At 66.5% G+C, this 25225-nt stretch carries 25 protein-coding genes; 7 read left to right on the top strand and 18 right to left on the bottom strand.

All coding sequences use genetic code 11. The features are described 5' to 3' along the window. Positions 1–21: 21 nt before the first annotated feature. The 12 genes from OXS49_RS05630 to OXS49_RS05575 form a co-directional block, all read right to left on the bottom strand. On the bottom strand, positions 22–471 hold the full coding sequence (locus tag OXS49_RS05630) for a cytochrome C oxidase subunit IV family protein (protein WP_267422595.1): 450 nt from the start codon (positions 469–471) through the stop codon (positions 22–24). Continuing rightward, positions 468–1094, bottom strand: a complete 627-nt coding sequence (locus OXS49_RS05625) for a cytochrome c oxidase subunit 3 (protein WP_267422594.1) — start codon at positions 1092–1094, stop codon at positions 468–470. Before OXS49_RS05625 ends, OXS49_RS05630 begins: the two co-directional genes overlap by 4 nt. Then, positions 1091–3073 carry a cbb3-type cytochrome c oxidase subunit I gene (locus tag OXS49_RS05620; protein WP_267422592.1) on the bottom strand — a complete coding sequence of 661 codons (1983 nt, stop codon included), beginning with the start codon at positions 3071–3073 and terminating at the stop codon, positions 1091–1093. The genes OXS49_RS05625 and OXS49_RS05620 overlap by 4 nt, the downstream gene beginning before the upstream one ends. 119 nt (positions 3074–3192) lie before the next feature. Beyond that, positions 3193–4116 carry a COX aromatic rich motif-containing protein gene (locus OXS49_RS05615; RefSeq protein WP_267422589.1) on the bottom strand — a complete coding sequence of 308 codons (924 nt, stop codon included), beginning with the start codon at positions 4114–4116 and terminating at the stop codon, positions 3193–3195. Further along, the gene (locus OXS49_RS05610) at positions 4109–5827 is read right to left on the bottom strand and encodes a GMC family oxidoreductase (RefSeq protein WP_267422586.1); all 1719 of its coding nucleotides are present in this window, start codon (positions 5825–5827) and stop codon (positions 4109–4111) included. The genes OXS49_RS05615 and OXS49_RS05610 overlap by 8 nt, the downstream gene beginning before the upstream one ends. A gap of 14 nt (positions 5828–5841) precedes the next feature. Further along, on the bottom strand, positions 5842–6501 hold the full coding sequence (locus tag OXS49_RS05605; RefSeq protein ID WP_267422584.1) for a gluconate 2-dehydrogenase subunit 3 family protein: 660 nt from the start codon (positions 6499–6501) through the stop codon (positions 5842–5844). A gap of 14 nt (positions 6502–6515) precedes the next feature. Continuing rightward, complete coding sequence (locus OXS49_RS05600) at positions 6516–7457, bottom strand: hypothetical protein (RefSeq protein ID WP_267422582.1); 942 nt, start codon at positions 7455–7457, stop codon at positions 6516–6518. A 106-nt stretch (positions 7458–7563) separates the two neighbouring features. Then, complete coding sequence (locus tag OXS49_RS05595) at positions 7564–8658, bottom strand: enolase C-terminal domain-like protein (RefSeq protein ID WP_267422580.1); 1095 nt, start codon at positions 8656–8658, stop codon at positions 7564–7566. 15 nt (positions 8659–8673) lie between these two features. Next, on the bottom strand, positions 8674–10461 hold the full coding sequence (locus OXS49_RS05590) for a thiamine pyrophosphate-requiring protein (RefSeq protein ID WP_267422578.1): 1788 nt from the start codon (positions 10459–10461) through the stop codon (positions 8674–8676). Positions 10462–10629: 168 nt separating this feature from the next. Then, positions 10630–11568 carry an SMP-30/gluconolactonase/LRE family protein gene (locus OXS49_RS05585; RefSeq protein WP_267422576.1) on the bottom strand — a complete coding sequence of 313 codons (939 nt, stop codon included), beginning with the start codon at positions 11566–11568 and terminating at the stop codon, positions 10630–10632. A gap of 124 nt (positions 11569–11692) precedes the next feature. Beyond that, positions 11693–13459: a glycoside hydrolase family 15 protein gene (locus tag OXS49_RS05580; RefSeq protein WP_267422572.1), complete on the bottom strand. Its 1767-nt coding sequence runs from the start codon at positions 13457–13459 to the stop codon at positions 11693–11695. A gap of 81 nt (positions 13460–13540) precedes the next feature. Continuing rightward, positions 13541–15109 carry a GMC family oxidoreductase gene (locus OXS49_RS05575; protein ID WP_267422570.1) on the bottom strand — a complete coding sequence of 523 codons (1569 nt, stop codon included), beginning with the start codon at positions 15107–15109 and terminating at the stop codon, positions 13541–13543. A gap of 231 nt (positions 15110–15340) precedes the next feature. On the opposite strand from OXS49_RS05575, the gene OXS49_RS05570 reads away from it, so the two are divergent. Further along, positions 15341–15805 (top strand): DoxX family protein, encoded by a 465-nt coding sequence (locus OXS49_RS05570; RefSeq protein WP_267422568.1) that lies wholly within the window; start codon positions 15341–15343, stop codon positions 15803–15805. Between the two features lie 189 nt (positions 15806–15994). On the opposite strand, the gene OXS49_RS05565 is transcribed toward OXS49_RS05570, so the two are convergent. Next, a complete protein-coding gene (locus OXS49_RS05565; RefSeq protein ID WP_267422567.1) occupies positions 15995–16969 on the bottom strand; it encodes an SMP-30/gluconolactonase/LRE family protein in 975 nt (324 codons plus the stop codon). Between the two features lie 367 nt (positions 16970–17336). Between OXS49_RS05565 and OXS49_RS05560 the strand changes: the two genes are divergently transcribed. Beyond that, the gene (locus tag OXS49_RS05560) at positions 17337–17597 is read left to right on the top strand and encodes a hypothetical protein (protein ID WP_267422566.1); all 261 of its coding nucleotides are present in this window, start codon (positions 17337–17339) and stop codon (positions 17595–17597) included. A gap of 60 nt (positions 17598–17657) precedes the next feature. Here the strand turns inward: OXS49_RS05560 and OXS49_RS05555 are convergent, their stop codons facing one another. From OXS49_RS05555 to OXS49_RS05545, 3 genes are all read right to left on the bottom strand, one after another. Next, complete coding sequence (locus tag OXS49_RS05555; RefSeq protein WP_267422564.1) at positions 17658–18089, bottom strand: histidine phosphatase family protein; 432 nt, start codon at positions 18087–18089, stop codon at positions 17658–17660. A 207-nt stretch (positions 18090–18296) separates the two neighbouring features. Further along, entirely contained in the window at positions 18297–18647 is a 351-nt protein-coding gene (locus tag OXS49_RS05550) for a DUF1622 domain-containing protein (RefSeq protein WP_267422562.1), read from the bottom strand. A gap of 12 nt (positions 18648–18659) precedes the next feature. Continuing rightward, entirely contained in the window at positions 18660–19046 is a 387-nt protein-coding gene (locus tag OXS49_RS05545) for a DUF1622 domain-containing protein (RefSeq protein WP_267422559.1), read from the bottom strand. A gap of 1240 nt (positions 19047–20286) precedes the next feature. Between OXS49_RS05545 and OXS49_RS05540 the strand changes: the two genes are divergently transcribed. The 4 genes from OXS49_RS05540 (at position 20287) to OXS49_RS05525 (ending at position 23138) form a co-directional block, all read left to right on the top strand. Continuing rightward, a complete protein-coding gene (locus OXS49_RS05540; RefSeq protein ID WP_267422557.1) occupies positions 20287–20721 on the top strand; it encodes a hypothetical protein in 435 nt (144 codons plus the stop codon). A 224-nt stretch (positions 20722–20945) separates the two neighbouring features. Further along, positions 20946–21071, top strand: coding sequence for a hypothetical protein (locus OXS49_RS05535; protein ID WP_267422555.1), 126 nt, complete (start codon positions 20946–20948; stop codon positions 21069–21071). Positions 21072–21564: 493 nt separating this feature from the next. Then, the gene (locus tag OXS49_RS05530; protein WP_267422617.1) at positions 21565–22683 is read left to right on the top strand and encodes an HWE histidine kinase domain-containing protein; all 1119 of its coding nucleotides are present in this window, start codon (positions 21565–21567) and stop codon (positions 22681–22683) included. Further along, a complete protein-coding gene (locus OXS49_RS05525) occupies positions 22680–23138 on the top strand; it encodes a response regulator (RefSeq protein WP_267358564.1) in 459 nt (152 codons plus the stop codon). Before OXS49_RS05530 ends, OXS49_RS05525 begins: the two co-directional genes overlap by 4 nt. Positions 23139–23253: 115 nt before the next feature. On the opposite strand, the gene OXS49_RS05520 is transcribed toward OXS49_RS05525, so the two are convergent. After that, positions 23254–23463 carry a hypothetical protein gene (locus OXS49_RS05520; RefSeq protein ID WP_267358563.1) on the bottom strand — a complete coding sequence of 70 codons (210 nt, stop codon included), beginning with the start codon at positions 23461–23463 and terminating at the stop codon, positions 23254–23256. Positions 23464–23732: 269 nt separating this feature from the next. On the opposite strand from OXS49_RS05520, the gene dps reads away from it, so the two are divergent. After that, positions 23733–24269, top strand: coding sequence for a DNA starvation/stationary phase protection protein Dps (gene dps, locus OXS49_RS05515; RefSeq protein WP_267422553.1), 537 nt, complete (start codon positions 23733–23735; stop codon positions 24267–24269). Between the two features lie 375 nt (positions 24270–24644). Here dps and OXS49_RS05510 read toward each other — a convergent pair whose 3' ends face one another. Beyond that, positions 24645–25214 (bottom strand): type 1 glutamine amidotransferase domain-containing protein, encoded by a 570-nt coding sequence (locus tag OXS49_RS05510; protein WP_267422551.1) that lies wholly within the window; start codon positions 25212–25214, stop codon positions 24645–24647. Between the last annotated feature and the right edge of the window lie 11 nt (positions 25215–25225).

The raw sequence follows: 25225 nt of genomic DNA, 5'->3' as shown, positions 1-25225 counted from the left end.
CCCGGGTGGCACCGCGATCGGCTACATCATCCGCATGCGCAGGTTGAGGAGAACGACGAGGGTGCCACCCACCATGAGGCAGACGATGAGGCTCGAGAATAGGATCAGCTGAAGGTCGTCGCGGGCCGAGCGCCTCAGGTCGACGTGCAGGAAATAACGAAAGTGTACCACCGCCTGAAGCAAAGCCAGGGCGAGGATGATCCCGAGCGCCGTCGCACCCGCCGCCCATCGCCACGTCACGACGGCGAAGGCCGCGCCCGTCAGGAGTAGCGCGAGGACGTAGCCGACGGCGTAGGTTCTCAGGTCATCCCGCCTGGAGTGACGCTCGTCGGCGACTTGGCTCCTGTCGTCGCGCAAGCCCCCCGATCGCCGATTCGGACCGCCGGTCAGCACACGCACGCTTCCCAGAAGGGCCGCCGCTCCGATGGCCTTCAGCAGGACGATACCCCTGAATTGATCGCGCGCGTTCATCCGAGCGTTCCCTGCAGGTAAACCACCGAGAAGATCGCGATCCAGATGACGTCGAGGAAGTGCCAGAACAGGCCCAGCTTCAGAAGATTCAGCTTGACGCGAGCGTCCGTCCCGAAGATCGCGACCTGCACGAGCATCACCGCGATCCAGATGCAGCCGGCCGTGACGTGGAGGCCGTGCGTCGGGACTAGCGCGAAGAAGACCGAGAGGAACCCGCTGCGGTCCGGCGTGGCGCCGTCGCGAAGCATCGTCGCGAAATCGTTGGCCTCGAAGCCGAGGAAGGCTAGGCCGAGTGCGAGGGTGAGGCACAGCCAGACGACGAGACCGGTCCGTGTGCGGTCGTACTTCATCGCGATCGCCGAGAGCCCGAAGATCAAGCTACTCGTGAGCAGAATCAGCGTCTCGATGAACGCGCTGCGGAGCTTGAACTCAGCCTCTGGTCCCGGTGCTCCCGCCGTGGCGGTGACCTGCGTGCCGTAGACTGCGAAGAGCAGCGCGAACAGCACCGCGTCGCTCATCAGGAAGATCCAGAACCCGTAGAGGCCGAGTTCGGCATCGTCCGTTTCGAGTTCGTCGGAACCCTGGAGGTTGAGGCCGACGTGCCGGAGCTGCGGTCCGGTCATGCTGCGACCTCTGCCGGATTAACCTTCGCGAGCCCGCGATTGGCCTGACTCTCTTCGAGCTGTCGTGGCACGGGATGAGTGGCGTGAGCGAGATCGAGCCAGTGTCGGTTCTCCGCCTCCACCTCGGCCGCCGGGATCCAGCGGTGGGTCTCGCGCACGAAGCTGCGCGCGATCACCGGCAGCCAGATCGCCGCGAAGCCGAGCATCGCCATCCACCAGATGTGCCAGATGAGGCCGAAGGCGCAGACCGCGCCGCCGAAGCCGACGAGCGGCCCGACCCAGCTGTTCTTCGGCATCTCGATGCCGCGGTAATGGTCGGCGGGCTTGTAGGCGCCCCCATGCACCTTGCGAAGGTAGAACGTATCGCGGCCGCTGACATGCGGGATCGTCGCGAAATTGTACTCAGGCGGTGGGGCTGAGACTGACCATTCCAGGCTGCGCGCATCCCAGGGATCGCCGACGGAAACGCGGTTGTGTTCGCGGTCGCGTACGCTGACCCAAAGCTGCACGAACAGCGTCACGAGGCCGGTGAGAAGGATGAAGGCACCGATGACCGCGACGAGCAGCCAGGGCCGGTAGTCGGGTTCGAACAAGGCCTGGGAGCGCCGCGGCATGCCCCCGAGACCAAGCACGTAGAGCGGCATGAACGCGAGGTAGAAACCAACCACCCAACACACGAACGAGATCTTGCCCCAGCCTTCCGACAGACGGAACCCGAACGCCTTTGGAAACCAGTACTGGTAGCCGGCGATCAGGCCGTAGAGCGTGCCGGGGATGAGCACGTTGTGGAAATGCGCGACTAGGAAGACGGTGTTATGGACCATGAAATCCACGGGTGGGATCGCGAGCAAAATGCCGGACAGGCCGCCGAGCACGAAGGTGATAATGAAGGCGACCGAGAACAGCATCGGCGGCGTGAAGCGAATCTCGCCACGGAACATCGTCCAGATCCAATCATAGACTTTGACGCCGGTGGGTATGCCGATCATCATCGTCGCGATCCCGAAGAACGAATTGACATCCGGGCTCTGTCCCATCGTGAAGAAATGGTGCAGCCAGACCGTGAACGAGAGGACGCCAATGGCCATAGTTGCGATGACCAGGGAGGTGTAGCCATAGAGTTCCTTCGACGAGAAGGCCGACACCACCTCTGAATAGATACCAAAAGCCGGAAGGATGACGATGTAAACCTCAGGGTGGCCAAACAGCCAGAAGAGGTTCACGTAGTTCATCATGTTGCCGCCGAGATCGTTCGTGAAGAAGTGGAAGCCGAGATACCGGTCGAGGGCGAGCAGGGCGGTCGCAACCGTCAACGGTGGCATCGCGAAGATCATCAGAATCGCGGTGCACAGCGACGTCCAGCAGAAGAGCGGCATGCGTAGGAGATGCATGCCCGGGCAGCGCTTCTTGTAGATCGTTGTCGCGAAGTTGAGGCCTGAGAGGGTCGTGCCGATCGACGACAAGGTCAGCGCCCAGATCCAGTAGTCGGGCCCTACGCCAGGTTGATACGCCGTCTCGGTGTAGGGCGGGTAACCTGACCAGCCACCGGTTGAGAACTCGCCGATGGCGAGCGAAATCATGACTAGGCCGGCCCCGCCAGCCGTTAGCATCAGGCTGATCGAGTTCAGCAGCGGGAAGGCGACGTCGCGGGCACCGATCTGCAGCGGCACGACGTAGTTGATCAAGCCCGTCAGGAACGGCATCGCCATGAAGAAAATCATGATGCTGCCGTGGGTGCTGAACAGCTGGGCGAAGTGTTCGGGCGCAACGATGCCGGGTGCGTTGACGGCGAGCGACTGCTGAGTGCGCATCAACACCGCCTCGATCAACGCGCGCGTGAACATGACACCGGCGAGCACGATGTACATGATGCCGATCTTCTTGTGATCGAGGCTGGTCAGCCAGTCGAGGAACATCGGACGCCACCAGCGCTTCCACGTCAACAATGCCACGAGGGTGACGGCGCCGATCACGACCATCGCGCCCGCGAAGGCGCCGATGATCTCGCTCAGGTTGGGGTCGTTCCAGGCTCGCACGAAGGGCAGCGCCTTCGCGTCGAGCCGGCCGAATAGGACGTACCAAAGGCTGTCGCCGCTCATCATCGGGCTCTCATGTGGGCGGCATGGATGCCTGGATGGTCCAGGGCGAGAATCGATTGGAACAAGCCCAGCGTCACCGATCCGAACACGATCGGTTCGGCCTGGGTCGAGCGGGCGGACAGCGCCTTGAAAGCATTCATGTCGAGGGTCTTGCCACCCGCACGGGCGCGCGCGAGCCAAGCTGTGTAGTCATCGGCGGATTGCGCCAGGACGGGAAATTTCTGGTTCTGAAATCCCATTCCGTTGAATTGGGTGTTCTCGCCACGAAAGCGGCCCGGTTCGCTCGCGGCCAGGTTGTGCTGTGTCGTCATGCCGGCCATCGCGTAGATCTGCCCACCAAGCTGGGGCACGAAGAACGATTGCATGACCGTGGCGCTGGTCAGGCTGAGATGGATCGGACGGTCGGACGGGAAGGCGAGTTCGTTGACGCTGGCGATCCCCTCCTCGGGATAGATGAACAGCCACTTCCAATCGAGCGCCACGACCTGCACCTCGACCGGCGGATTGGGCGATACCAATGGCTTGTAGGGATCGAGCGCATGCGTATCCCGCCACAGGAATACCGCGAGCACGATCACGATGATCGCGGGCGGGATCCAGATCAGGCCTTCGAGCGACCAGTTGAAACCCCATTTCGGCCGGTAGGCACTTTTAGTGTTCGACAAGCGGTAGTGCCAAGCGATGATCGGCGTCAGCAGCAGCACGGGCCCGACGACGAACAGCAGGATGAAGCAGGCGAGCAGGAACAGGCTGCGGGTCTTATCGGCGATCGGTCCGGCAGCCCCCATGAAGCCGTGATCGAGCACCCCGCAGCCGCCGAGGCTGCCCAGCGCGATCAGTGCCACCGGTCCAATAAACTGCCGGACCAGTTCTCTTGGGCGGCGGACGGGATTGGCGGCGGGCGGGCATCTCACATCAGCCACGCCGCTCTCCCCTGCCGGTCGCGGTGGCTTGGATACGATCGGCGGTACGCAGGGCGATCGCCTGGATGGTGAGCGACGGGTTGACCCCGCCGGTCGTGGGGAACACCGAACCGTCGCAAACGAACAGGTTCGGGATGTCCCAGGACCGGCAATCGGCATCGACCACCGAGGTGCGAGGGTCTGCACCCATGCGAGCCGTGCCGTTGAGGTGGCACGTGTCGTCGCCCTGGTCCCAGACCTCGCGGCCGCCCGCAGACACCAGTGCCTCGCGCAAGAACCTCAGGGCATGGCGGTTCAGCGCCTTGTCGTTGTCGCACCAGGAATAGGTGATCCGGGCGACCGGCAACCCGTACTGGTCTTTCACGTCAGCGAGCGTCACTCGGTTGCGCTCCTGCGGCATGTACTCGGAGACGACCTTGAGCCCGGCGACGTGGTTGTAGCGCTGCATCTCCGAGACGAGCGCCTCGCCCCACAGGCCATGCGCCGAGGCCTGAGTGTTGGCCCAGAGCTGCGGTAGCGGCCCCTGGCTCATGTATGAGTATCCGCCGAAGAAGTCCTTCGCGAAGGGACCATAGCCCTTGTCGTCGTAATTCCAGTGCTCGCTGATCGCCAGGGAGGGCGGACCCTTGTAACTGCGGATCTCCTCGTCGAAAACGCCCCAGACCGCCTGATTACCCTGGACCATCAGGTTCCTGCCGACGAGGCCCGAGGAATTGGCGAGGCCGTCCGGAAACTCCTGGTTCGCCGAGTTTAGGAGCAGGCGCGGCGTCTCTATGGCGTAGCCCGCCACCACGACGTTCTTCGCGCGCTGGAACCGCCACTTCCCCTCGCGGAAATAGTGGACGCCGGTGGCACGCCCATTCTTCGTCTCGATGCGGCCCACCATGGCGAGGTCGCGGATTTCGGCGCCGGCCTTCAGGGCGCGGGGCAGGTAGCTCACGAGCACGCTCTGCTTGGCGTTGGTCGAGCAGCCGAGCGTGCAGAAGCCGCGGTAGACGCATGGCGGCGCGTCGCCGTGCGGGGCCGAGACCGTGGCGAGCGGCGTCGGCGTCCAGTCGATGCCCATCGCCTCCGCGCCCCGGGCCAGCACCTTGGCGGCGGCGTTGATCTCGTGCGCGCGCCGGTGGTAGCGCCGCCGGTGCGGCCCCCAGGGGTAGTTGACCGGGCCGGAGATCTTCAGGTCGTCCTCGACCTGATCGTAGTAGCGCCACATCTCCCGCCAATCGATCGGCCAGTCGGCGCCGTAGCCCATCAGGGTGCGGGCCTTGAACCATTCCGGCCGGAAGCGCAGGGCCACCATGGCATAGTGGACGGTGGAGCCGCCCACTGCTTTGCCGGAGTTGTTCGAGCCCATCTGCAGCGGGTTCTCACCGTCGACGATGCGTTCGTCCGTCCAATAGAGCTTGGATTGGTGGCTCTCGTCCGAGGCGAAGTCCTCCAGCGGCCGGAAATACGGGCCGGCGTCGAAGGCCACCACCGATAGGCCACCCTCCGCGAGCCGACAGGCCAGGGTTCCGCCGCCCGCCCCGGTGCCGACGATGGCGAAGTCGACCTCCTCGTCGTCCCGGTGCTGGCGCATCGGCACCCATTCGCCGATACGCATGACGTTGGGCGCGCGGCCGTCGCGGGCGCGGGGATGGTGCTCCGGGTCGTCGCCAGGCGTGACGTGCTTGGGGTTGTCGGCGGCGTTGCCGAGGCCGGGGATGCGCATCGACGGAGGTATCCTTATCGGCCGACTCGGAGGTTCTCTTGGTAGGCCTCGTCCTCGCGACCGGGCTTGGCCTCGGCGGCCTCCCAAGGGTCGCGGCGGTCGAAATCCATGCGCACGTAGCCACGCGGGCTGGCCGGCCCGCCCCAGCCTATCTCGTTCCAGGCCGTGGGGTGGGCGTAGTACGCCTTCACCACGTCGGCGAGGATGCGCTGGTGGAAGAACAGCTTCGAAGGCATGCCCTCCCAGACCGCACCGGTCAGGTCACCCTTCTCGGCAAGCTTCAACAGCTCGTCCTGCGCCCAGGCGCCGAGCTCGTGGAAGCGTGCCCCGAACCGTGACTGTGCCTCGCTATCAAGGGCCCGCAATCCCAGGCGCCATGCCTCGCGCTCCTCCGGCAGTTCGGCGTTGCGGTAGCCGTCGCGGGTATCGGTCGCGAGCTTATGGTCCACGAGGGCGGCCACCGGAACCGGATCCCCCCGGTCGGCGGGTTGCGGCACGATCCGCTCGGCCAGCGCCGTCAGCGTCGACCATTCCACCTCGTCGAAGAAGCGGCGCGTCTCCGGCCCGATGGCGAGCCGCTCCTCCAAAACCTCGCGGGTCTTGGCGTTCCAGGACGGGCCGTCGCGCTTCGCGAGCACGTCGTAGCCCGGATATAGGTCCAGTCTTGAACGCATGGGATCCTTCGAGGTCAGAAGCGGAAGCGGCTGCGTTCGATGAGTTCGAGGGCGGCGAGCCCCCCGAGCGCCACCCCGGAGAAGGAGGGCGGGGCCGGCAGCGGCGGCCCGTCGATGAGGTTCTGGCGCCAATTGGCCCAACCGCCCATCATCCGGGCGACGCCGTAGGCGTGGAAGGCGACGCCGCCGACGCCCATCGCCGAGATGGCCCACATCCCCCATTTGGCGGTCGCTTGGCTCGTCCCTACCGGTTTAGCCGCGGCGCGAACCAGCAGGGCGGCGGCGAGCGGCGGCAGGGAGACGGGGATGTACATGGCCGGGTTCTGGAAGGCGCCGCGGAAGTGCAGTAGCCCAGCCTCCAGGGTCGTGCCGACGAGCATGCCCGCCGTGGCAAGCGCAAGTGCCGGCCCGGCCGGAAGACCGGCGAGCTGGGGCGCGTCGGGGTCAGCGTCGCGCACGCGTTCGGCGACGACGCCGAGTATGCCGGCGAGCGTCAGTGCCATCGGCGCGCCGATGGGGGCGGAATAGAACAGATTCTGGAAGGAGTAGCTGCCCTCGCGCTTGCCGACGTTGTAGGCGTGGAAGCCGAAGCCGATCAGCCCTGTCAGGCCGGCGAGCGCCTGCACCGCGTGCCGGACGCGGGAGCTGCCGGGATCGGTGTCGCCGGCCCCGTGCAGGGACGCCGCGAGGGTGACGCTGGACACGATGATCGGCGTGTACATCGCCCGGTTGAAGAATTGGCCACGGTAATGCTCGAGGCCGGAGTCGAACAGCACCGAGGCGGCGAGCATCGACGAGGCGTGGTTGAGGCGTTGCGCGGCGCTCGCCGTCACCGCGCTCCCGCGCGGCGCATAGCTGCGTCCCTCCGAGGCGGCCGGGTCGAGGCGCTTCGAGCGGCCGGAGGCGAACCACGTCAGCAGACCGGCTCCGACAGCGGCTGCGGCGAGGACCACCACCGGGTGCACCGCCGCTTCGACCCGCGCGGGAGCGACGCGTCGTTTCAGGGCAGGTCCGGATGATCCCGGCGCGCCGCGGTGGCGTTCCGGCGGGCGGGGGCCGCGGTCAGACAACGTAGGCATCGGCGTCCCGGGTCTTGAGGATAAGGCCGTGGCCCGGCCGGGTCAGGTCGGGGGTGATCGCCCCGTCCCGGGGTACGGGTACCCCGTCGAACAGCATCCGCTCGATGCGGACGTGGTCGTGAAACCATTCGAGGTGCCGGAACCGCGGCGCCGCCAGAGCGACGGGCAGGTGCAGGGCCGGTGCGCAATGACCTGAGAGGTCAATGTGCGCCGCCTCGCACAGGCCCACCATCTTGAGGAACCCGCTGTAGCCGCCGCACCGTGTCACGTCCGCCTGCGCGACGTCGACCGCGCCAGTCCCGAGCAGGCCGCGCAGGTCGTCCAGGGTATAGGCGTACTCGCCCGCGGCGATCTCCATGCCGGCGGGCGCCGCCGCGCGGACGGCGGCCATCCCGGCGGGATCGTCGCTCGTCACCGGCTCCTCGAACCACGTGACGCCGAACTGCTCCGCCACCTGCGCGGTGCCGATGGCGCGTTTCGGGGTAAAGGCGCCGTTGGCGTCGATGAACAAGTGTGCTGCGCCGATCGCCGCCTTGGCGGCCGCCATACGGGCCGGATCGCGTTCGGGCTGGCTGCCGATCTTCATCTTCACGGCTCGGCAACCGTCGCGTTCGACCCAGCCGGCGAGCTGCTCGCGCAACTGTCGGTCGTCGTAGCTGGTGAAGCCGCCGCTGCCGTATATCTCCGCGCGCTCCTGCGCCTGGCCGAACAGGCGGGCAAGTGGCAGCCCGAGAAGGCGGGCCTTCAGGTCCCACAGAGCGGTGTCGAGGACCGAGATCGCATTGGCGGCGAGCCCGGAGCGACCGAGGTTGCGCACCGCCCCCCACAGCACCGCGTTCGCCCGCGGGATGTCGAAGGCAGAGAGCCCCGAAAGCCGGGTCGCCAACGTCTTCGTAATAAGCTGCGCGACGCTGGCATCGGTGTAGCTGTAGCCAAGGCCGGTCTCGCCCCCAGCCTCGGCCTCCGCAACTACGACGGTTGTCTTGTCCCAGGCGAAGGTACCGTCCGCCTCCGGTGCATCAGTGGGAACGGTGTAGGCTCGCGCCCGCACTGTTCCAATCCTCGGATCGTCATGCATGCCGTGGAAGCCGTCCTACTTGCTGCCGGGTAGGACGGAACTCAGCACCTGACGCGCGGTGTCGACAAGGAGGTGACGCTCCTTCGGGTCACCCTTGCCGAGCATCGACATGAAGTTCTGCACCTGCTGGAAAGTGAAGAATGGCGGCAGCGGCGGCACCTCGGGGTCGGTCTTCACCTCCAGCACCACCGGCACGGGGCTAGCGAGGGCCTCGTCCCAAGCCGCCCCCATGCGCTGGGGATCGTCGACGTAGATGCCCTTCAGGCCGATCAGCTCTGCAAACTTGTGGTAGGGCACGTTCGGGATGGTCTGGCTCGCCTCGAACTTCGGGTTGCCCTCCATCACCCGCTGCTCCCAGGTGACCTGGTTCAGATCCTCGTTGTTGAACACGCAGCAGATCCAGGTCTTGTTCGACCAGCGGTGCATGTACTTCGACACCGTGATCAATTCGGCCATGTTGTTCATCTGCATGGCGCCATCGCCGACGAGCGCAATCACCGGACGGTCTGGATGGGCCACCTTGGCGGCGATGGCGTAGGGGACCGCGGCACCCATGGAGGCGAGACCGCCGGAGAGCGAGCACATCTGGCCGCGGCGCATCTTGAGGTCGCGGGCGAACCAGTTGGCGCAGGAGCCGGAATCCGAGGTGATGATCGCCCGCTCGGGCATGCGCGGCGACAGTTCCCAGGTGACGCGCTGCGGGTTGACCGGATTGGCCTTGGCCATGGCCCGGTCCTCAGCTTCCTTCCACCAGGACACCATCCCCTTCTCGATGCCGGTGCGCCAGGAGCCGCCCTCCTTCTTCTGCTCCAGCAGCGGCAGCAGGGCGCGCAAGGTCTCGGCGGATTCCCCGCACAGCGGCACCTCCATCGGATACCGCAGCGACAGCATCTCCGGCGCGATGTCGATCTGTACCCCGCGGGCCTGACCCTCCATCGGAAGGAACTCGGCCCAGGGAAAACCGGAGCCGATCATGAGGAGGGTGTCGCAATCCTCCATCATGTCGGAGGACGGCTTGGACCCGAGCAGGCCGATGGTTCCGGTCACGAAAGGCAGGTCGTCCGGCAGCGCCGCCTTGCCGAGCAGCGCCTTGGCGACCCCGGCCTGCAGCTTGTTGGCGACCGCAATCACCTCATCGGTGGCATGCAGAGCGCCTGCCCCGACCAGGATCGCGACCTTCTTGCCGGCGTTCAGCACGTCGGCGGCGCGGCGCAGGTCGGTATCGAACGGCACGACCTTCGGGGCGGTGTAGCCCACGCCCGAGAAGGTGTTGCCGTGCTTGCGCACGGGCGCCTCGTAGGGAACGTCCTGCAGGTCGTTGGGCAGGATGATCGCCGACACCTTCCGCTCCGCCTTGGCGATGCGCATGGCGCGGTCGACGATGTGACGGACCTGAGCCGGCGAGGAAGCCTGCTGCACGTAGGCGGCGACGTCCTTGAAGACGCTCGTGAGGTCGAATTCCTGCTGGTAGTGGGCGCCGTTGACGTTGCGCGCCTGCTGCCCGCAGATGGCGAGAAGCGGGACGTGGTCGAGATGTGCGTCGTACATGCCGGTGAGCAGGTGCGTCGCGCCGGGACCGGACGTGGCCATGCAGACGCCGACCTCACCGGTGAACTTGGCGTAGGAGGCCGCCATGAACGCCGCCATCTCCTCGTGACGCACCTGGATGAACTCGAACGGCAGGTCGTTGCGCTGGAGGGCACCGAGCAGGCCGTTGATGCCGTCGCCGGGATAGCCGAAAATCTTCTTCACCCCCCACTCGGCCAGGCGTTTCCAGAAGAAGTCGGCGACGGAATCAGCCATGTCCTGTCCTCGGGGCGTGCAGCGACGGCCGTTCGAATGCCGGCGTATGCAGGGGATTTCCTAGTCGGGGCGGGATGTGTCGCGACGAGACGCGATCGTGTCCGGCTAACCGCACATGGAGTGCACGGTTCCTGACCGCATTGCGCGCAATCTAACGATACCGTGAGCTCATCCGGCGGCCCCGGCACCGAGATCGAGCGCATAGAGATGCGCCTTGGAGGTGATGAACACCCGACGCTCGCCCGGGGCGAAGCAGAGATTGGAGCACACCTGCGGCGTCGGGATCAGGCCGAGCCGGTGCCCGTCGGCGGAGTAGACCTGAACTCCCGCCTCGGAGCTCGACCAAACCCAGCCGCGACTGTCGACGCGGAAGCCGTCGGGCACGCCGGGTTCGACCTCGGCGAAGATCCGCCGTTCGCCCAGGCTTCGGTCATCCAGAACCGGATAGGCGTAGATCGTGTGCCCGTCGCCCCCCTCCGTGCGGGAGGTGTCGCTGACGTAGAGGGTCCGCCCGTCCGGTGCGAAGGCCAGCCCGTTCGGCTGTCCGAGGTCGGCCATGCGCCTGACGGAGCCATCCCTTGGATCGAAGCGATATACGCTGTGGTGGCCGAGATCGGACTCCGCCAACGCACCCTGCTTGGGCAGTCGGAGGCCGTAGGCTGGATCGGTGAACCACAAGGCACCGTCGGCGGCGCAGACGACGTCGTTCGGGGCGTTGAAGCGGCGGCCTCCGTAGGTCTCGACCAGGGCCTCGTAGCGCCCGCCGGGGGTGGTTCGGGACAGGCGGCGGTTGCCGTGCTCGCAATGGACGAGGTTGCCGTCCCGGTCGACCGTGTTGCCGTTGATGAACGGCGTGGCGTCGATGACGACCCGCACGCAGCCGTCCGCGTGCCAGCCGAGCACCCGGCGACCTTCGACGTCCGACCACACCAGGATGTCCCGGGCGGCCCACCATGTCGGCCCCTCGGCGAAGATAGCCTGGTCGTAGAGCGAGAGGAGGCGGGCATGGTGGGGCACCGCCGCGGCGAAGCGCGGATCGGACGCGCGCGGCGGGTCGACGTGCGGGACAGGCTCGGCCGGCCCCGCATGGCGAAGCACGTCAGACATGGCGCTCGTCTCCTCGGCAAGGGTGGTCGAAGCGCGGACATTCCCCGTCCGGTGGCGCTTGGCGAGGCCTCGCAGCCGCCTTGCGTTCACGGGTCTATGCGATCGTGCTGGACGGGACGGACTCTCAGCCGCCGCCGCGATCGACGACGGGGCCGCACAGGCTCAGCGCGGTGTTCACCACACCGAGATGCGTCAGGGCCTGCGGAAAGTTCCCGGCGAGGCATCGCCCGGGTACGTCGTACTCCTCAGAGAGGAGCCCGACGTCGTTGGCCACGCCGAGCACCCGTTCGAGGTAGTCCTCGGCCAATTCGGGGCGGCCCTGGAGCCGCAGGCAATCGGCCATCCACAATGAGCAGGGCAGGAATGCCCCCTCGTCCTCTCCGTCTCCCTTTGCCCGCATGCGGCGGATCAGGCCGTCTTGATCGAGGTCGCTTCTTATCCGCTCGATCGTCGCAGCCATTCTGGGCTCGGTGGCTTCCAGGAAACCGACGAGCGGGAGCAACAGGAGGCTCGCATCGAGATCGTGGCTGCCATAACTCTGCGTGAAGGTCTCGAGACCTGGGTTCCAGCCCTCGCGGCAGACCTCGGCGTGAACCTTGTCACGGCATTCTGACAGCGTCGCGCGCAACTCCCCGGGCAGGTCGCAGTGCCGCAGGACCCGGTCGAAGCCGACCCAGCACATCGCCTTGGAATAGGTGTAACGCTTCGGCTCGCCGCGCGACTCCCATATGCCCGCGTCGCGGTCCTGCCAGACCTGGGCGAGGTGTTCGGCAAGGCGCCGCTCGACGACGCATTGATGGTCGGTGGCCGCGATGCCGACCCGGCGTGCCAGCGCGAGCGTGTCGAGGACTTCGCCGTAGACGTCGAGCTGCTTCTGCGTCGAAGCGGCGTTGCCGACGCGTACGGGACGCGCCTCCCGGTAGCCCGGCAGCGCGTCGACGGTCCATTCCGACAAGTGCCTCGACCCGTCGACGCGGTACATGATCCGGAGAGACCCAGGATCATCGGCGATAGCTCGAAGCAGCCAATCGCGCCAGGCCGTCGCCTCGGCCTTGAAGCCGGCGTTGAGGAAGGCGCCGAGCGTGAAGGTCGAATCCCGCAGCCAGGCGTAGCGATAATCCCAATTCATGCCGCCCGCCGGTACCTCGGGCAGGCTTGCGGTCGGCGCAGCGACCAGCCCGCCCCACCGCGCGTGCGTCAGGGCCTTCAGAGTCAGGAGTGAGCGCTTGACGGCGGCGGCCCACCGGGTGCGCGTGGGGTCGAAGCCTGAGATCCAGCGCTCCCAGTGCGCCTGCGTCGCCCCGAGCACGGCATCGACGTCGAGATGCGGGGCGTCGTTATCCCAGGCGTCGGTCCGCGCGAGGACGAACGTGTGCCGTTCGCCCTCGCGCAGCCTGAACGCTGCCTTCGCCCCGCCGTCCTTGACGCCGACAGGTACGCTGGCGCGGAGGGTGAGGCGGTGCCGTCCTGCCACCGCGACCGCGCCGTCGGCACTCGTTTCCCACCGCGGCGCTAGCGCGCCGTAATCGAAGCGTGGGTCCACGTCGCAGTCCATCTCGACGGCGCCGGACAATCCCTCCACGATGCGGACCACCGCCGAGAGCGTCTCGCGGATGGGCATGAAATCCGTGATCCGGACCGTTCCGTCGGCGGTTCTCATCCGGGTCTCGAGGATCATCGTATCGCCGCGATACCGACGCGAGACGTCGATGACCGGCGCTCGAGGTGCGATCGACCAACGACCGTTGTCATCGGTTCCGAGGAGCGCGCAGAAACATGCGTCGTCATCGAAATCCGGCCAGCACAGCCAATCGATCGAGCCGTCCCGTCCGACCAGCGCGGCGGTCTCGCCGTCACCGATAAGCGCATAACTTTCGATGGGTTTGCTCAACGCTCATTTCCTTCGGCCGACCGGTGCCCTGCTGGCATCGCCGTTTCCTCGTTGTCGTGCAGAATGTGGAGGGATCGGCCGCTAGCCGAGCCGCTCCGCGATGTGGTCGGCGACCCGCAATGCGTTTGCGATGATTGTGAGCGTCGGGTTCACCGCGCCGATCGACGGGAAGAAGCTCGCGTCGGTGACGTAGAGGTTGTCGAGCTCGTGGGCCTTGCAGGCGAGGTCGAGCACGGACGATCTCGGATCGGCGCCGAACCGGAGCGTCCCGGCCTGGTGGGCCGTGCCGCTGAGGGGGATGTTCTTGCCGAGGTAGAGCGAGCGCTCGAACAGGTAGGTGTAGGCGCCGCCCGGCCGCAGCAGGTCGGAGAGCTTGGCGCGCAGCCGCTGGTGCGCTTCGCGGTTGTTCTCCTCGATGTCGAGGGTCACGCGCCCGTCCTGTCCCAGCATCACCCGATTGTCGGGATGCGGCAGGTCCTCGCTCTGCAGCCAGAAGTCCATGGAATGACGTGCGACCATGTCGAACGGGGCGTTCGGCAGGAAGCCCGTCCATTTTGGGAATTCCTCGCCGCGGATCTGATCCGGGTGCGTCTTCGCGCACATCTGAATCAGGCCCATCGGGTACTCCCAATCCTTCGACTCGAAGTAGAAATCCGATACGGCGAGGGTTTTCTGAAAGACCGTGTCGTTTACATCCTTCGAGAGGGCCATGAGCACGGACATGTTGTGGCGCATGTAGTTGCGCCCGACCTGATCCGACGCGTTGGCGAGGCCGTTGGGATGGGCGGCGTTGGCGGAGCGCAGGAACAGCAGCGCCGAGGACAGGGCTCCGCAGGCGACGACGACGATGTCGGCGGTATAGCGTTCCTCCCGGCTCTCCCGGATCACGCGAACCCCGGTCACCGTGCGGCCGGCCGGGTCGGTCTCGAGCCGCGAGACGTAGGCGTTGACGAGAAGCGTGACGTTGCCGTGCTTGGCGAGCGTCGGATCGACGGTCATCACCTGGGCGTCGGCCTTCCCGTTCAGCAGGCAGGGGAAACCGTCGAATGCGTCGCAGCGGATGCAGATGCTGGTCGGCGTCGGCCTTCCGTCGCGCTCGTCCAGCTTGATCCCGAGGGGCAGGTGGAATGGCTTCAGCCCTTCGCGCGCCCAGTCGTCGGACAGTTTCTGGATGCGCGGCTCGTGAGTGACGGCCGGATGATCGTAGGGACCGCTCGACCACGGCTCGGTCGGATCCTCGCCTCGGGTGCCGTGAACGGCGAAGAGCTTTTCGGCCTGGGCGTAGTATGGCTCGAACTCGGCGTATGAGACCGGCCATGCCGGTGAGACCCCATCGACGTGGCGTACCTCGCCGAAGTCCCGCTCGCGTAGGCGGAACAGCGCGGCGCCATAGACCTTCGAATTGCCGCCGACGTAGTAGTGCAGCGCCGGGCTGAACGACTGGCCGTCACGACCGTACCACGTCTCCTTCGCCTGATAGGCCCCGTCGACGAAGACGGTCTTGGCCGACCAGTTGTCCTGCGAGCGCGGCAGGTAGTCGCCGCGTTCCAACAGCAGGATGCGCTTGCCGGTCTCGGCGAGCCGTGCCGTCAGCGAGCCGCCGCCCGGGCCGGAGCCTATGACGATGACGTCGTAATGGTCCTGCAGCATCGGCCTGCCTCGCACTGCGGTACGGTAGAAGGATAGCGCTCGCCCAACAGGGGAGGGCACTCGGCGTTCCGGATCATACGTTCACGGGATCGTGCCCGTTGCAGTGAAGCTAGTTCGCAGTTTCACCACGGTTCTTGGGAAACCGAGGTGTGGCGGTGACGTTGAGGACGTGCATTCCTCGACGAAAACTCCCAATCGCGAGCAACTTATGTCCGCTGTCACGGTCTCTATATGATCTGGATCAACCTGGTGGCCGTCCCGCTCGCGGCGAAAATTCTTCTCGTCTGCATGTTTCCGTTGAGCGCCTACGATAAGATCGTCCACTGGGGTGAGGCGATGGGTCAGGCGAAATCGGGCCCGCTGCCGTTTCCAGCCCTGCTGCTCTGTCTCGGCATCGCGGTGGAGGGGGCTACGCCAGTGCTGATCGTGCTCGGGCGGTGGGACCGCGCGGCGGCGCTCGTGCTGGCCGGGTTCTGCGTAATTACGGCATTGACGTACCACCAGTTCTGGAAGTTCCCGCGTTTCTGGTCGAGGAACGGCGAGGGCCGGACGCATCTCTGGGACTTTCTCAAGAACTTCGGTCTCGTCGGCGGTCTTCTGCTTGTCGTGATCGGCGGAAGCTATGCGCCTGTCTCGCTTGTGGCAGAGCAGCCCTTCGCCAGCGGACCCGCCACCTTGGACCCCGGCGAACGCTGAGGGATTCTTGCGCATATCCGATCGACTCGCCCTTCGGGCGCCGACGACGCTCGATCGGGACATATGCAACACGGCGACATCGCGTGCCGCCGAGTGCGGCACGAGGGCACCGCGTTCATGTTCGAGCGCGTCCCCTGGATGGCTCAGCAAGGGGATGAGCCGGTCGTCTTCCGGGAGGCGAAGGCTCGCTCAGTCGCTCAGGTCGACCGCCAAAAGGTAGGACTGCGCGGCGATGAACAACCGGCGCCGTTTGGGGCCGCCGAAGCAGCAGTTCGAGGGCGTGGCGGGCATCGGGATGAAACCGAGACGAACGCCATCCGACGCGTAGACGTGGATGCCGTCGCCGGCAGTCGTCCAAACCCACCCCCTCTCATCGACCGCGAACCCGTCCGGATAGCCATGGTCGGTGCGGCAGAACAGGCGTCGGTCTGAGAGGCTGCCGTCGGCGTCGACGGCGAACGCCTGGATCTCGTGTGTGTCGCGCTGGTGGCCGCCGATGATCTCGCCGAGGGACCGCGCCGTGTCGGACACGTAGAGCGTGCGCCCGTCGGGCGAGAAGAACAGGCCGTTCGGCTGCTCGAAGTCGGCCATGCGCCGCAACGCGCCGTCGCGGGGATCGAAGCGGTAGACGCTGCGATGGTCGAGTTCGGGATCGACGAGGCTGCCCTGGTTAGGCATGAGGATGCCGAAGGTTGGATCCGTGAACCAGATCGTGCCATCTCGCGCCACGGTCACGTCGTTGGGCGAGTTCAGGCGCTTGCCCTGGTAGTGGGTGACGATCGGTTCCGGCGCCCCGTCGGCATTCGAGCGGCTGATGCAGCGCCGGCCATGCTCGCAATGGACGAGGCGTTGCTCGGCATCGACGGCATTGCCGTTCATGAACTGCGTGTTGTCGATGGCGACCTCGACATGACCATCCGGATACCACGCGAGGAGGCGCCGGTTCGGCACGTCGGACCACACCAGGCGGCCGCGCGACGCATCCCAGACCGTGCCCTCGCCGTGCAGGGTGAACTGATAGAGGACCGACGGCACCTCATCGGGGGACAGGACCTCTCCCAGCCTGGGATCGTGCACCTCGATCCCTGTGAAGCCGTCGAGCTTCAGGGGCGAGCCCGGCTCGCGCAGAAGCCGGCCCGGCGACAAATCGGTTGTCTTCGACATCACGCTTCCCGCAACCCTGTCAGCCACGCGTCGCGTGCCATGCGCATTGAACCCGAGCGCGCCCTCAATGGTTCGGTGCCCATTCGGATGCGTGGCCTTGAGACTCCTGGTCAAGCGGTCGCCCCGGCCGGGGCAAGCCCGTGGCTCCCGAGGCCTCGACGCGCGAGTTCGCGGGGGGAAGGTGCCGGTGCCCGTCCGGCCAATCTGAACGGATTCGGGCCGATTAATGCGGTAATCGGCGCATCTGCGCAGGAGGGCAGCAGCGCCGGCGGGACATGAAAATCGTCCGCCCGACGAACTCGGTACGCGCGGATCCGTTTCCGGAAGCTGCCTGCTCCAGCAGGCTCCCGATACCGAGGATCGTTCCATGGATGAGACCACTCTCCGCTTGCGGGCCCGCGTGACCATTCTGGAGCAGCTGACCGTTCGCCTGTTCGCGATCCTGGGCACCCAGCATGCGAACGAGGTCAGGGCGGTGGTAACCAATCTCGATCAGGTCGTGAAAACCGCGAAAGGGTCCGATCTGTTCGGGGCGGATCTCACTGCGGAGGACAGGGCCGATCTGTTCAACAAGATCACGAACGAATGGGCCTGGATCCGCGCCCAGATCCTGGACCCGATGAAATGACAGTTCAGTGTTGGTCCCGTGCCGAACGACCGGCCCCTCTCCGGGCCGCCCATGCTGCGCTCAGGCCTGTCCGTCGCCGGCGAGCAGGCGTTGCGCGATCTGAGTGAACGCCCATCCGCTGCCGCGCCGCTCCAGCGCCCAGACGAGGTCGTACCGGTCGTTCGGCCATTCCGACGGGACTGGCGGAGCATCGGGCAACGCCGCAACACAGGCCGGGATTTTTGAATGCTCCCAGACCACCAGCACGGTCCCGTGGCGGGTCATGACCTCGGACATCAGCGCGTCGGTCTCGGGTTTGGTGAAGCGTTCGTCGTAGGCGACCGATCCCCCGTCGCGCAGGACAGCGTGCAGGGGGGCGACGGTTTGCTGCGGCCTGCGGCTCTCGCTGCCGGGTGCGACCGCCGAGGTGAAGATCGCGCCGGGGGTGGGGACCGGCGCATCCGCGGAGTGGAAGAAGGGAATCAGTGCACCGGCGCGCTGCCAACCGCGCACGGTGAGGCTATGCCGGTCGGCCGGCCGTCGCCGTCGATCCCGGGCTCGTCGTGCTGCTCGGCGTGGCGGATGATGAAGATGCGATCGGGGCCCATAGGGTTCTTTGCGGCCTGCCCGTCGGCCTGTCCATGGGCTCCTATGGCGGAACGCCCCGGTCTAGGATTCATTCACCCGGGGCATTTCAGCCCAATCCCGGGCCTGCACGCTTCAGGGGGCAAGGCGTCCTCGATCGTGATCCGGAGGGACCTCGAGGACGGCTGTCTCACGCACGAGCGCCTGTTTGACGAAGGTTCGAAGCGCGAACACCGCCACGAACATCAGGATCGCCTGCCAACTGCGCAGCTCGATCGTCTTCAGCAGGGTCGCGGCCGTCTTGAAGCCGAGCGCCGCCACGATGCCGTCTGCGACCGTGAGGCGTGCCGAGACGATGCTACGGCGGCTTCCAAACCCCGCGGCGAGCCGTAGCAGACCCCGCGCGCAGCCGAACACCACGAGAAGGCCGCCGCCGAACTCGATCAGCGTCGCCAGGGTCCGGATCCAGGCATCGAGCTGCGGCATGGGCACGGCGCCTCAGCCCGGATCTGCAGCCGGGCCGGCGGCGGGTCGCCGCTCCGCCTTGTCGATTTCCTGCTGGAGAAAGTAGTTCAAGACCGTCCGGATCGCCGCTATGGCTGCGAGCTGCCCGATCTCCGACCAAGTCGGCGCCACGGCGGTGCGCAGGATGTCCGCCCCCAATTCGAACTCGAGCGCCACGGCGAGCCACCGGCCCAGCCTGAGCCGGACCTGCTCCTTGGCCGCCTGCGGGCCTTCTCCGGTCCGGCGCGCGGCCAATCCTGGCACGAACAGCAGCAAGGCGGACAGAACCGCCTCGATGGTGGCGAGCCCGATGATCAACGCGGCGGCCGCCTCGGTTCCGACTGCGAGCCAAAGCGTGAAGGCCTTGATCGTTTCTTCCATCTCGCACCTGTTCGCCGGGCGGGCGGGCGCCGGAACGGTGTGCGCCGCCGGATCGGAGCGGGATTGGTCCGCAGCCGAAGATCCCGTGATGAGCGGCCGAACGGGTTCTGCAAGATGTGTTTGCCGGTTTTGCGGCAAGACCATGCGCATCACAAAGGACTCGAGCGGACGAAGAATTGGCCGGCGAACGCAGGTCGGCCCGGGCCGAGCGCCGCAGGCCCGTCGCGGAACGTTCCCAATGTGCGATGGCGTCGCTAACGGCTATGGCAAGCCCCGGCTGCAGGTGCGAGGCTGCGGCCCGTTCGGGCCAGTGCCAATGCTCCCAGGCCAGCGGGACGCCGCCTTGGCCCCGCGCCGAACGGCGCGCCCCGTCCAAGCCGCGACTTTGGTCCGGTCGACCGGCTCGGCGCAAAGCGCCGCGAAGTCGGTGGCAGGGTTACCCGGCAGGAACCTGGGCCGTTGGCCGGAGCCGGGCTGTCGGACAGCATCGGGCGGAATGGACGCCGCGAGGGCGGTGTAGGTCATTCCATCACCACGCTCGCCCGAGAACGGTACGCCACGGTTGGTGTCCGACTTGCGGGAAATAGCCATCAGCATGTCGACCCGCGACGTGCCTGGAACAGGCTCGACGGCGGCGATGAGAAGAAGAGCCCCGATCAGACGATCGACGTAGGCCGGAAGACCCAAGACCAGCCAACGCGGTCGAAGTCATGCGCGAGTTCCGTAAGGTCGATACCGACACTCGCGCCACCAACTCACGTTCCGAAAAGGCGGCGATACGCAACGGCTCGCGAGTCGTCAGGGCATGGGCCGCCTACCGGGCGATTGCGACATCGGGTGGGCCCGGAACCATCAGTTGCCGTAGGTGGACGCAAGAACGACGCGGACCTGCTTGACCGGGGCAGCTTCGGTGCGCGACGGGGCGGCCTCGTCCTTGTTCTCTGCCGGGGTCCGGCGGCCTCATACTCGCTCGAGTGCTCTCGCTGCATGAAATTCCAGCGACGGTCGTAGAGGCGGATGCCTCTCCAATGGCCCGCCCGCCGAGCGGGATGCTCGACATCCATGAGCAGGACGGTCAACCGCTCCGAAGGCTGCTGACCTCACGGAGGCGTTTCAGGCCCCGATTCTCGAAGGGCGACAGGCAATGCGGTTCATAGATCCGGGCTGAACCGTTCTCCCCGACAAACCTGATGACGGCACCGGTGGACGCCCCGAAGTACAGCGAGGCGAGTTGCGGCAGATGCTGCTCGACGCGCTGCCGGCCGGAACCGTTCAGTGGGGCCACAAGCTCGCGGGCGTGCGGTCCCTCGGCGACGGCCGGCACAAGGGGAGCTTCGCCAATGGCAGCACGGTCGTCACGGCCCTGCTCGTCGGTGCCGACGGTGCGTGGTCGTGGGTCCGTCTGCTCCTCTCGGCCACCAAACCGATTTCTATCAGCATGTCCGTCCTGGAGACCTATCTCTTCCACGCCGATACGCGCCATCCGAGGACGGCCGAGGCGGTCGGAGGTGGTTTCATGGGCGCGCTCGCGCCGGGCAAGGCCATCATGGCGCATCGTGAGAGGGGGACACCCTTCATGCCTATATCCTACTTTCCGCGCTCCCAGAGTGGGCGGCTCCGACACAATCGATCCTACCGCGCGGATCGCGCAGCATTTCGATGGCTGGGCGCCTGAGCTGACAGCACTAATCACCGAAAGCGACACGGCGCCGGTTCTGCGGGCTCTGCACAGTCTGCCCGTTCCACATCGATGGGATCGAGTTTCGGGCGTGCCTAAGCGGCAACGCGGCACATCTGACAGCTCCCACCGGTGAAGGCGCCAATCTCGCCCTGTTCGATGGCGCTGAACTCGGCCGGGCTCTGGCGGCGCGATCCAACGATGTCGAGGATGCTCTCGTTGTGTTCGAAGAAGCTATGTTCCGCCGGAGTGCCGGATCTGCCGCCGAAGGTGCCGCCTTCTACGACATACTATCGGGCGAAGATCCGGCACGCGACTTGATCGCGATGATTGCGGAAGAAGCATGATTTGGTTCGCAGTTCCCCCCGTCCATCTCGCCCGCTTCGTAGTTCAGGCGGATGTCTGCTTTCCTGCAGTCCAGGCCCCGAAACAGCCATTCCGCTTTCGGCCAGTTTCAGCCTCCCCTGGGCGCCCATGAACGTCTGGGAAGGGTGGTTTTTAGCCTGTCTGCTTCCGGGTGCAGAAAACAAATAAGCGGACGTCCGGCGTGCGGCAGAAGCGAGCCGAAAGCGGCTTGTTTGCTTCGGAGCTCAGAGTACAGGTAAATAGACGCACAATGCTCTCCCCGATAGCCACAAGGCCGCAGGCCGGAATAGCCCGGCGCGAACCTCGGCAGGGTCGGACCACATCGCCCAGGGGTGGAACTCCCGGTCGATAAGGTGCATTGGACCCGCCGTGTCGGGCGCACCAGACGCCGATACCTGCCGGCGTGCCCGGGCCTGCAAGTTCCCCAGGCTCGCACGCACGGTGCCGGCCCGATCCGCGCGAAAGGTCGTGCCCGTGCCGAACTCCCGGCAGCCGCTGCAGTCGAAGGCTGCGGCCAACACGCCCCTGGTAAGCCTGCGGCGCGGGAGCGGGCAGCTCTTCGAAACCGAGCGCCGCCTCAATGCGGTCCTGAACAACGCCTCCGTTTCGATCTTCCTGATGGATGACCGGCAGCATTGCATCTACATGAACCGGGCCGCCGAGGCGCTCACCGGCTGGATGCTCCCCGAGGTCCTGGCCCGCGACTGCCCGCTGCACGACATCGTGCATCACACCTACCCGGACGGCCGGCCGTTCCCCCTGGAGGAATGCGCCATCGACCGCGCCTTCCCCGAGAACAACCAGGAGCGGGGCGAGGAGATATTCGTCCACAGGGACGGGCATTTCTTTCCGGTCGGCTTCACCGCCAGCCCGATCCGCGACGACGAGGCCAACATCATCGGCACGATCATCGAGGTGCGGGACATCAGCGAGGAGAAGGCGGCCGCCGAGCGCCAGCGCCTGCTGATCAATGAACTGAACCACCGGGTGAAGAACACCCTGGCCACGGTGCAATCGATCGCCGCGCAGACATTCCGCGGGCAGACGGACCAGGCAGTGCGGTCCGTGTTCGACGCCCGCATGGCCGCCCTGTCGAACGCCCACAACGTGCTGGTCGAGGACAACTGGGAGGGCGCCAGCCTGCTGCAGGTGATCGAGCGGGCGCTCGCCCCCCACCTATTGGCGGAGGTCGACGTTAACCGTTTCCGGCTAGAAGGGCCGGACGCGCGATTGCATCCCAAGGTGGCGGTGACGTTGGCGATGGCGCTGCACGAGTTGATGACCAACGCCGCCAAGTACGGGGTCCTCTCGGTTCCCGAGGGGCAGGTCGCGGTGACGTGGTCCCTGCGGGATATAGACGAGGGCCGGCAGCAGCTCGACCTGTCGTGGGAAGAGTGCGGCGGACCGCAGGTCACGCCGCCGACCCGCAAGGGGTTCGGTTCCCGCCTAATCGAGCGGCAGTTGCCCATGGAGTTCGACGGCAGCGCCGTGATCACCTACGCCCCATCCGGCGTCACCTGCCGGCTCGAGATCCCGCTGACCACGTTGGAGTGGGTCGGCCAGGAAACCGTCGAGGGGGTGCACGCTCCATGACGGTGCTGGCCGGACGCCGCGTGCTGCTGGTCGAGGACGAGAGCCTCGTTGCTATGCTCGCGGAGGACATGCTGCTCGACCTCGGCTGCGAGGTGGCTGTCGCCATGCGGCTCGGCAAGGCGCTCGACCTAGTCCGGTCCGAGGCCTTCGACTTGGCCGTGCTGGACGTGAACCTGGGCGACGCGCGGAGCTATCCGGTCGCCGACCTACTCTTCGAGGGTGGCACCCCGTTTCTATTCGCGACCGGCTACGGCCAGCAGGGACTTGAGGGGAACTACCGGGGCGTCCCGGTTCTGCAGAAGCCCTACCAGGCCGGGCCGCTGGAGCACGTGTTGGTCCGCCTGCTGACCGATGGGATGCCCCTGCGCGAAGGTGGCCGGGACCTGCCGCCGCCATGCCGGTGCCAGGACACGCAGGCTGGCGGCAATCGGTTCCGCGCCGATCAGGTTCGCTGAGGACGCACAAGAAGGTGGTGCCCCCACAGGTTGACGCCTTCGGCCGCTGTCGCGAAGGAGCGTGACCGAGGCGCCGGCCGGGTCCTTCCTTGAGGACGTCCGGCCGCGTGCCGGCTTACCGAAGCGTCGGGGACTCGCCTGGCTGCAAGTGTCGGTCGCCGCCATCGGGACCGCCGGGCGAAACGTAGTCGTTCAAGCGGCCCAGGTGCTCGAAGACGTGCTCGAAAGCAGCGGTGACCGCCTTCTCGAAGCTGCCGTCGCCCTTCCCCTGGGCATCCCTCAAGGCGACGAGCAAGTCGCGGTGCTTCTCGATATCCGTGGACATGACGTTTCCTTTGCCCGGTAATGAGCCCGGGTCGGTGGGAAGCCCCGGCTGCCGGCGTCGGTTCCTGCGTCCGCGGTCGCCCGGCCGGCGGCGCTGGCTCGGCTGCGACCCGCCGAAGATCACGCGGCTCAGCGAGGCCGCAAGGACCCCACCGCGTATCCGTGCCTCGCCGGATGGGCTGGGAAGGCCAGGGACCTCCAGTCGTAATTCAACGGAGGGAACCTCCCCACTGCCCCACCATTGCCGCCCCGACAGAGTGGAGCACAAGCATGGCTACGAGCGGCACCCCGCGTACTCACCAGACCCGGAACGACACCAATTCCAACGCCAAGAGGGTGTCCATAGAGGCCCTGAACGCGCGTCTGGCCGACGGCATCGACCTCGCGCTGGCGATCAAGCAGGCCCATTGGAACCTTAAGGGGCCGCAGTTCATCGGCATCCACTTGATGCTGGACGGTTTCCGCGCCGAGATCAGCGACCTCAACGACAAAGTGGCCGAGCGGGCGGTTCAGCTCGGCGGCACTGCCCTGGGAACGGCGCAGGTCGTGGCGGGATCGACCAAGCTGCCCGCCTACCCGACCGGCATCTACGCCATTGCCGACCACGTCGCCGCGCTGATCGACAGCTATGCCGCCTACGCCAACGCCGTGCGTGAGAATATCGACGAGACGGACGAGGCGGGCGACCCCGGCACGGCGGACCTATTCACAGAGGTGTCCCGCGCCGTCGACAAGCAGCTCTGGTTCCTCGAAGCCCACGTCCAGGAGCCAACGGGCCAGATGCGGGATGGCGACGCCCGCAAGTAGGGATTGGTCTGCACATCCGTACCTACCCGGACGGAGGGGCGCCATGAGTGGCGTCCCTCTCAGTGGTCGTGGCGGCCAAAGCCGCTCAGGCAACCACGAGCTCCATCCGAGAGCGACGAGCTGAAGTCGACAGGCGACGGGCGCCGGTTCCTGCACCCAACCGAGCACCGGATGGTCCAGCTTGCCGGTGTCAGGCCTCGGCTACCGATTGCGCTCCGGGAAGTCGGCTTCCGCTTACCATCTCCGGTCACACGCCCGGGTCAACCCGTTTGGGCCGCCGCGACGGATGGCCCGGAGACGGAGCTGCAACCCGAGCTTCCCGATGACCGAAATCGAGCGTCGGGCGACCGTCCCGACCCTGGACGAAAGACGTCCTCAGGCGCTGCGGGCCTGGTCCGGATGGCGCCCTTCCGCGAACTCCTCGACGATCTTCGTGCAGAAGGCCGGCAGGTCCTTTGGGTTGCGACTGGTGACGAGGCCCTTGTCGACAACCACCTCCGCGTCGACCCATTCCCCGCCCGCGTTGCGGATGTCGGTCTTCACGGTCGGGAACGATGTCAGCTTGCGCCCCTTCACGACGTTGGCTTCGACCAGGGTCCAGGGCTCATGGCAGATGACGCCGACCGGCTTGGCCTGGCGGAAGAAGTCTCGCACGAACTTGACCACGGCCTCGCTGCCGCGGAGCTTGTCGGCCCCGACGCTACCGCCGGGGATGACGAGACCGTCGAAGTCCGAGGCGGACACGCCGTCGATGGCCTTATCGACCGGGTACTTACCGGCGGGGTCGAGGTCGTTGTTGACTGTCTCGGCCTCGCCCGCTTCAAGCCCGACCACGGTGACAGTCGCACCCGCCGCGAGCAGCGCATCCCGCGGCTTGATGAATTCCGGCTCCTCCGTTCCCCGGGGGGCGATCAGGATGGCGATGGTCTTCCCCTGGAGGGTCATGGGTTCTTCCT

It is taken from the genome of Methylobacterium sp. GC_Met_2, assembly GCF_026540795.1.
GTDB lineage: Bacteria > Pseudomonadota > Alphaproteobacteria > Rhizobiales > Beijerinckiaceae > Methylobacterium.
Note: the sequence above shows the minus strand (reverse complement) of the source record. Positions and strands in the feature narration are given on the sequence as shown.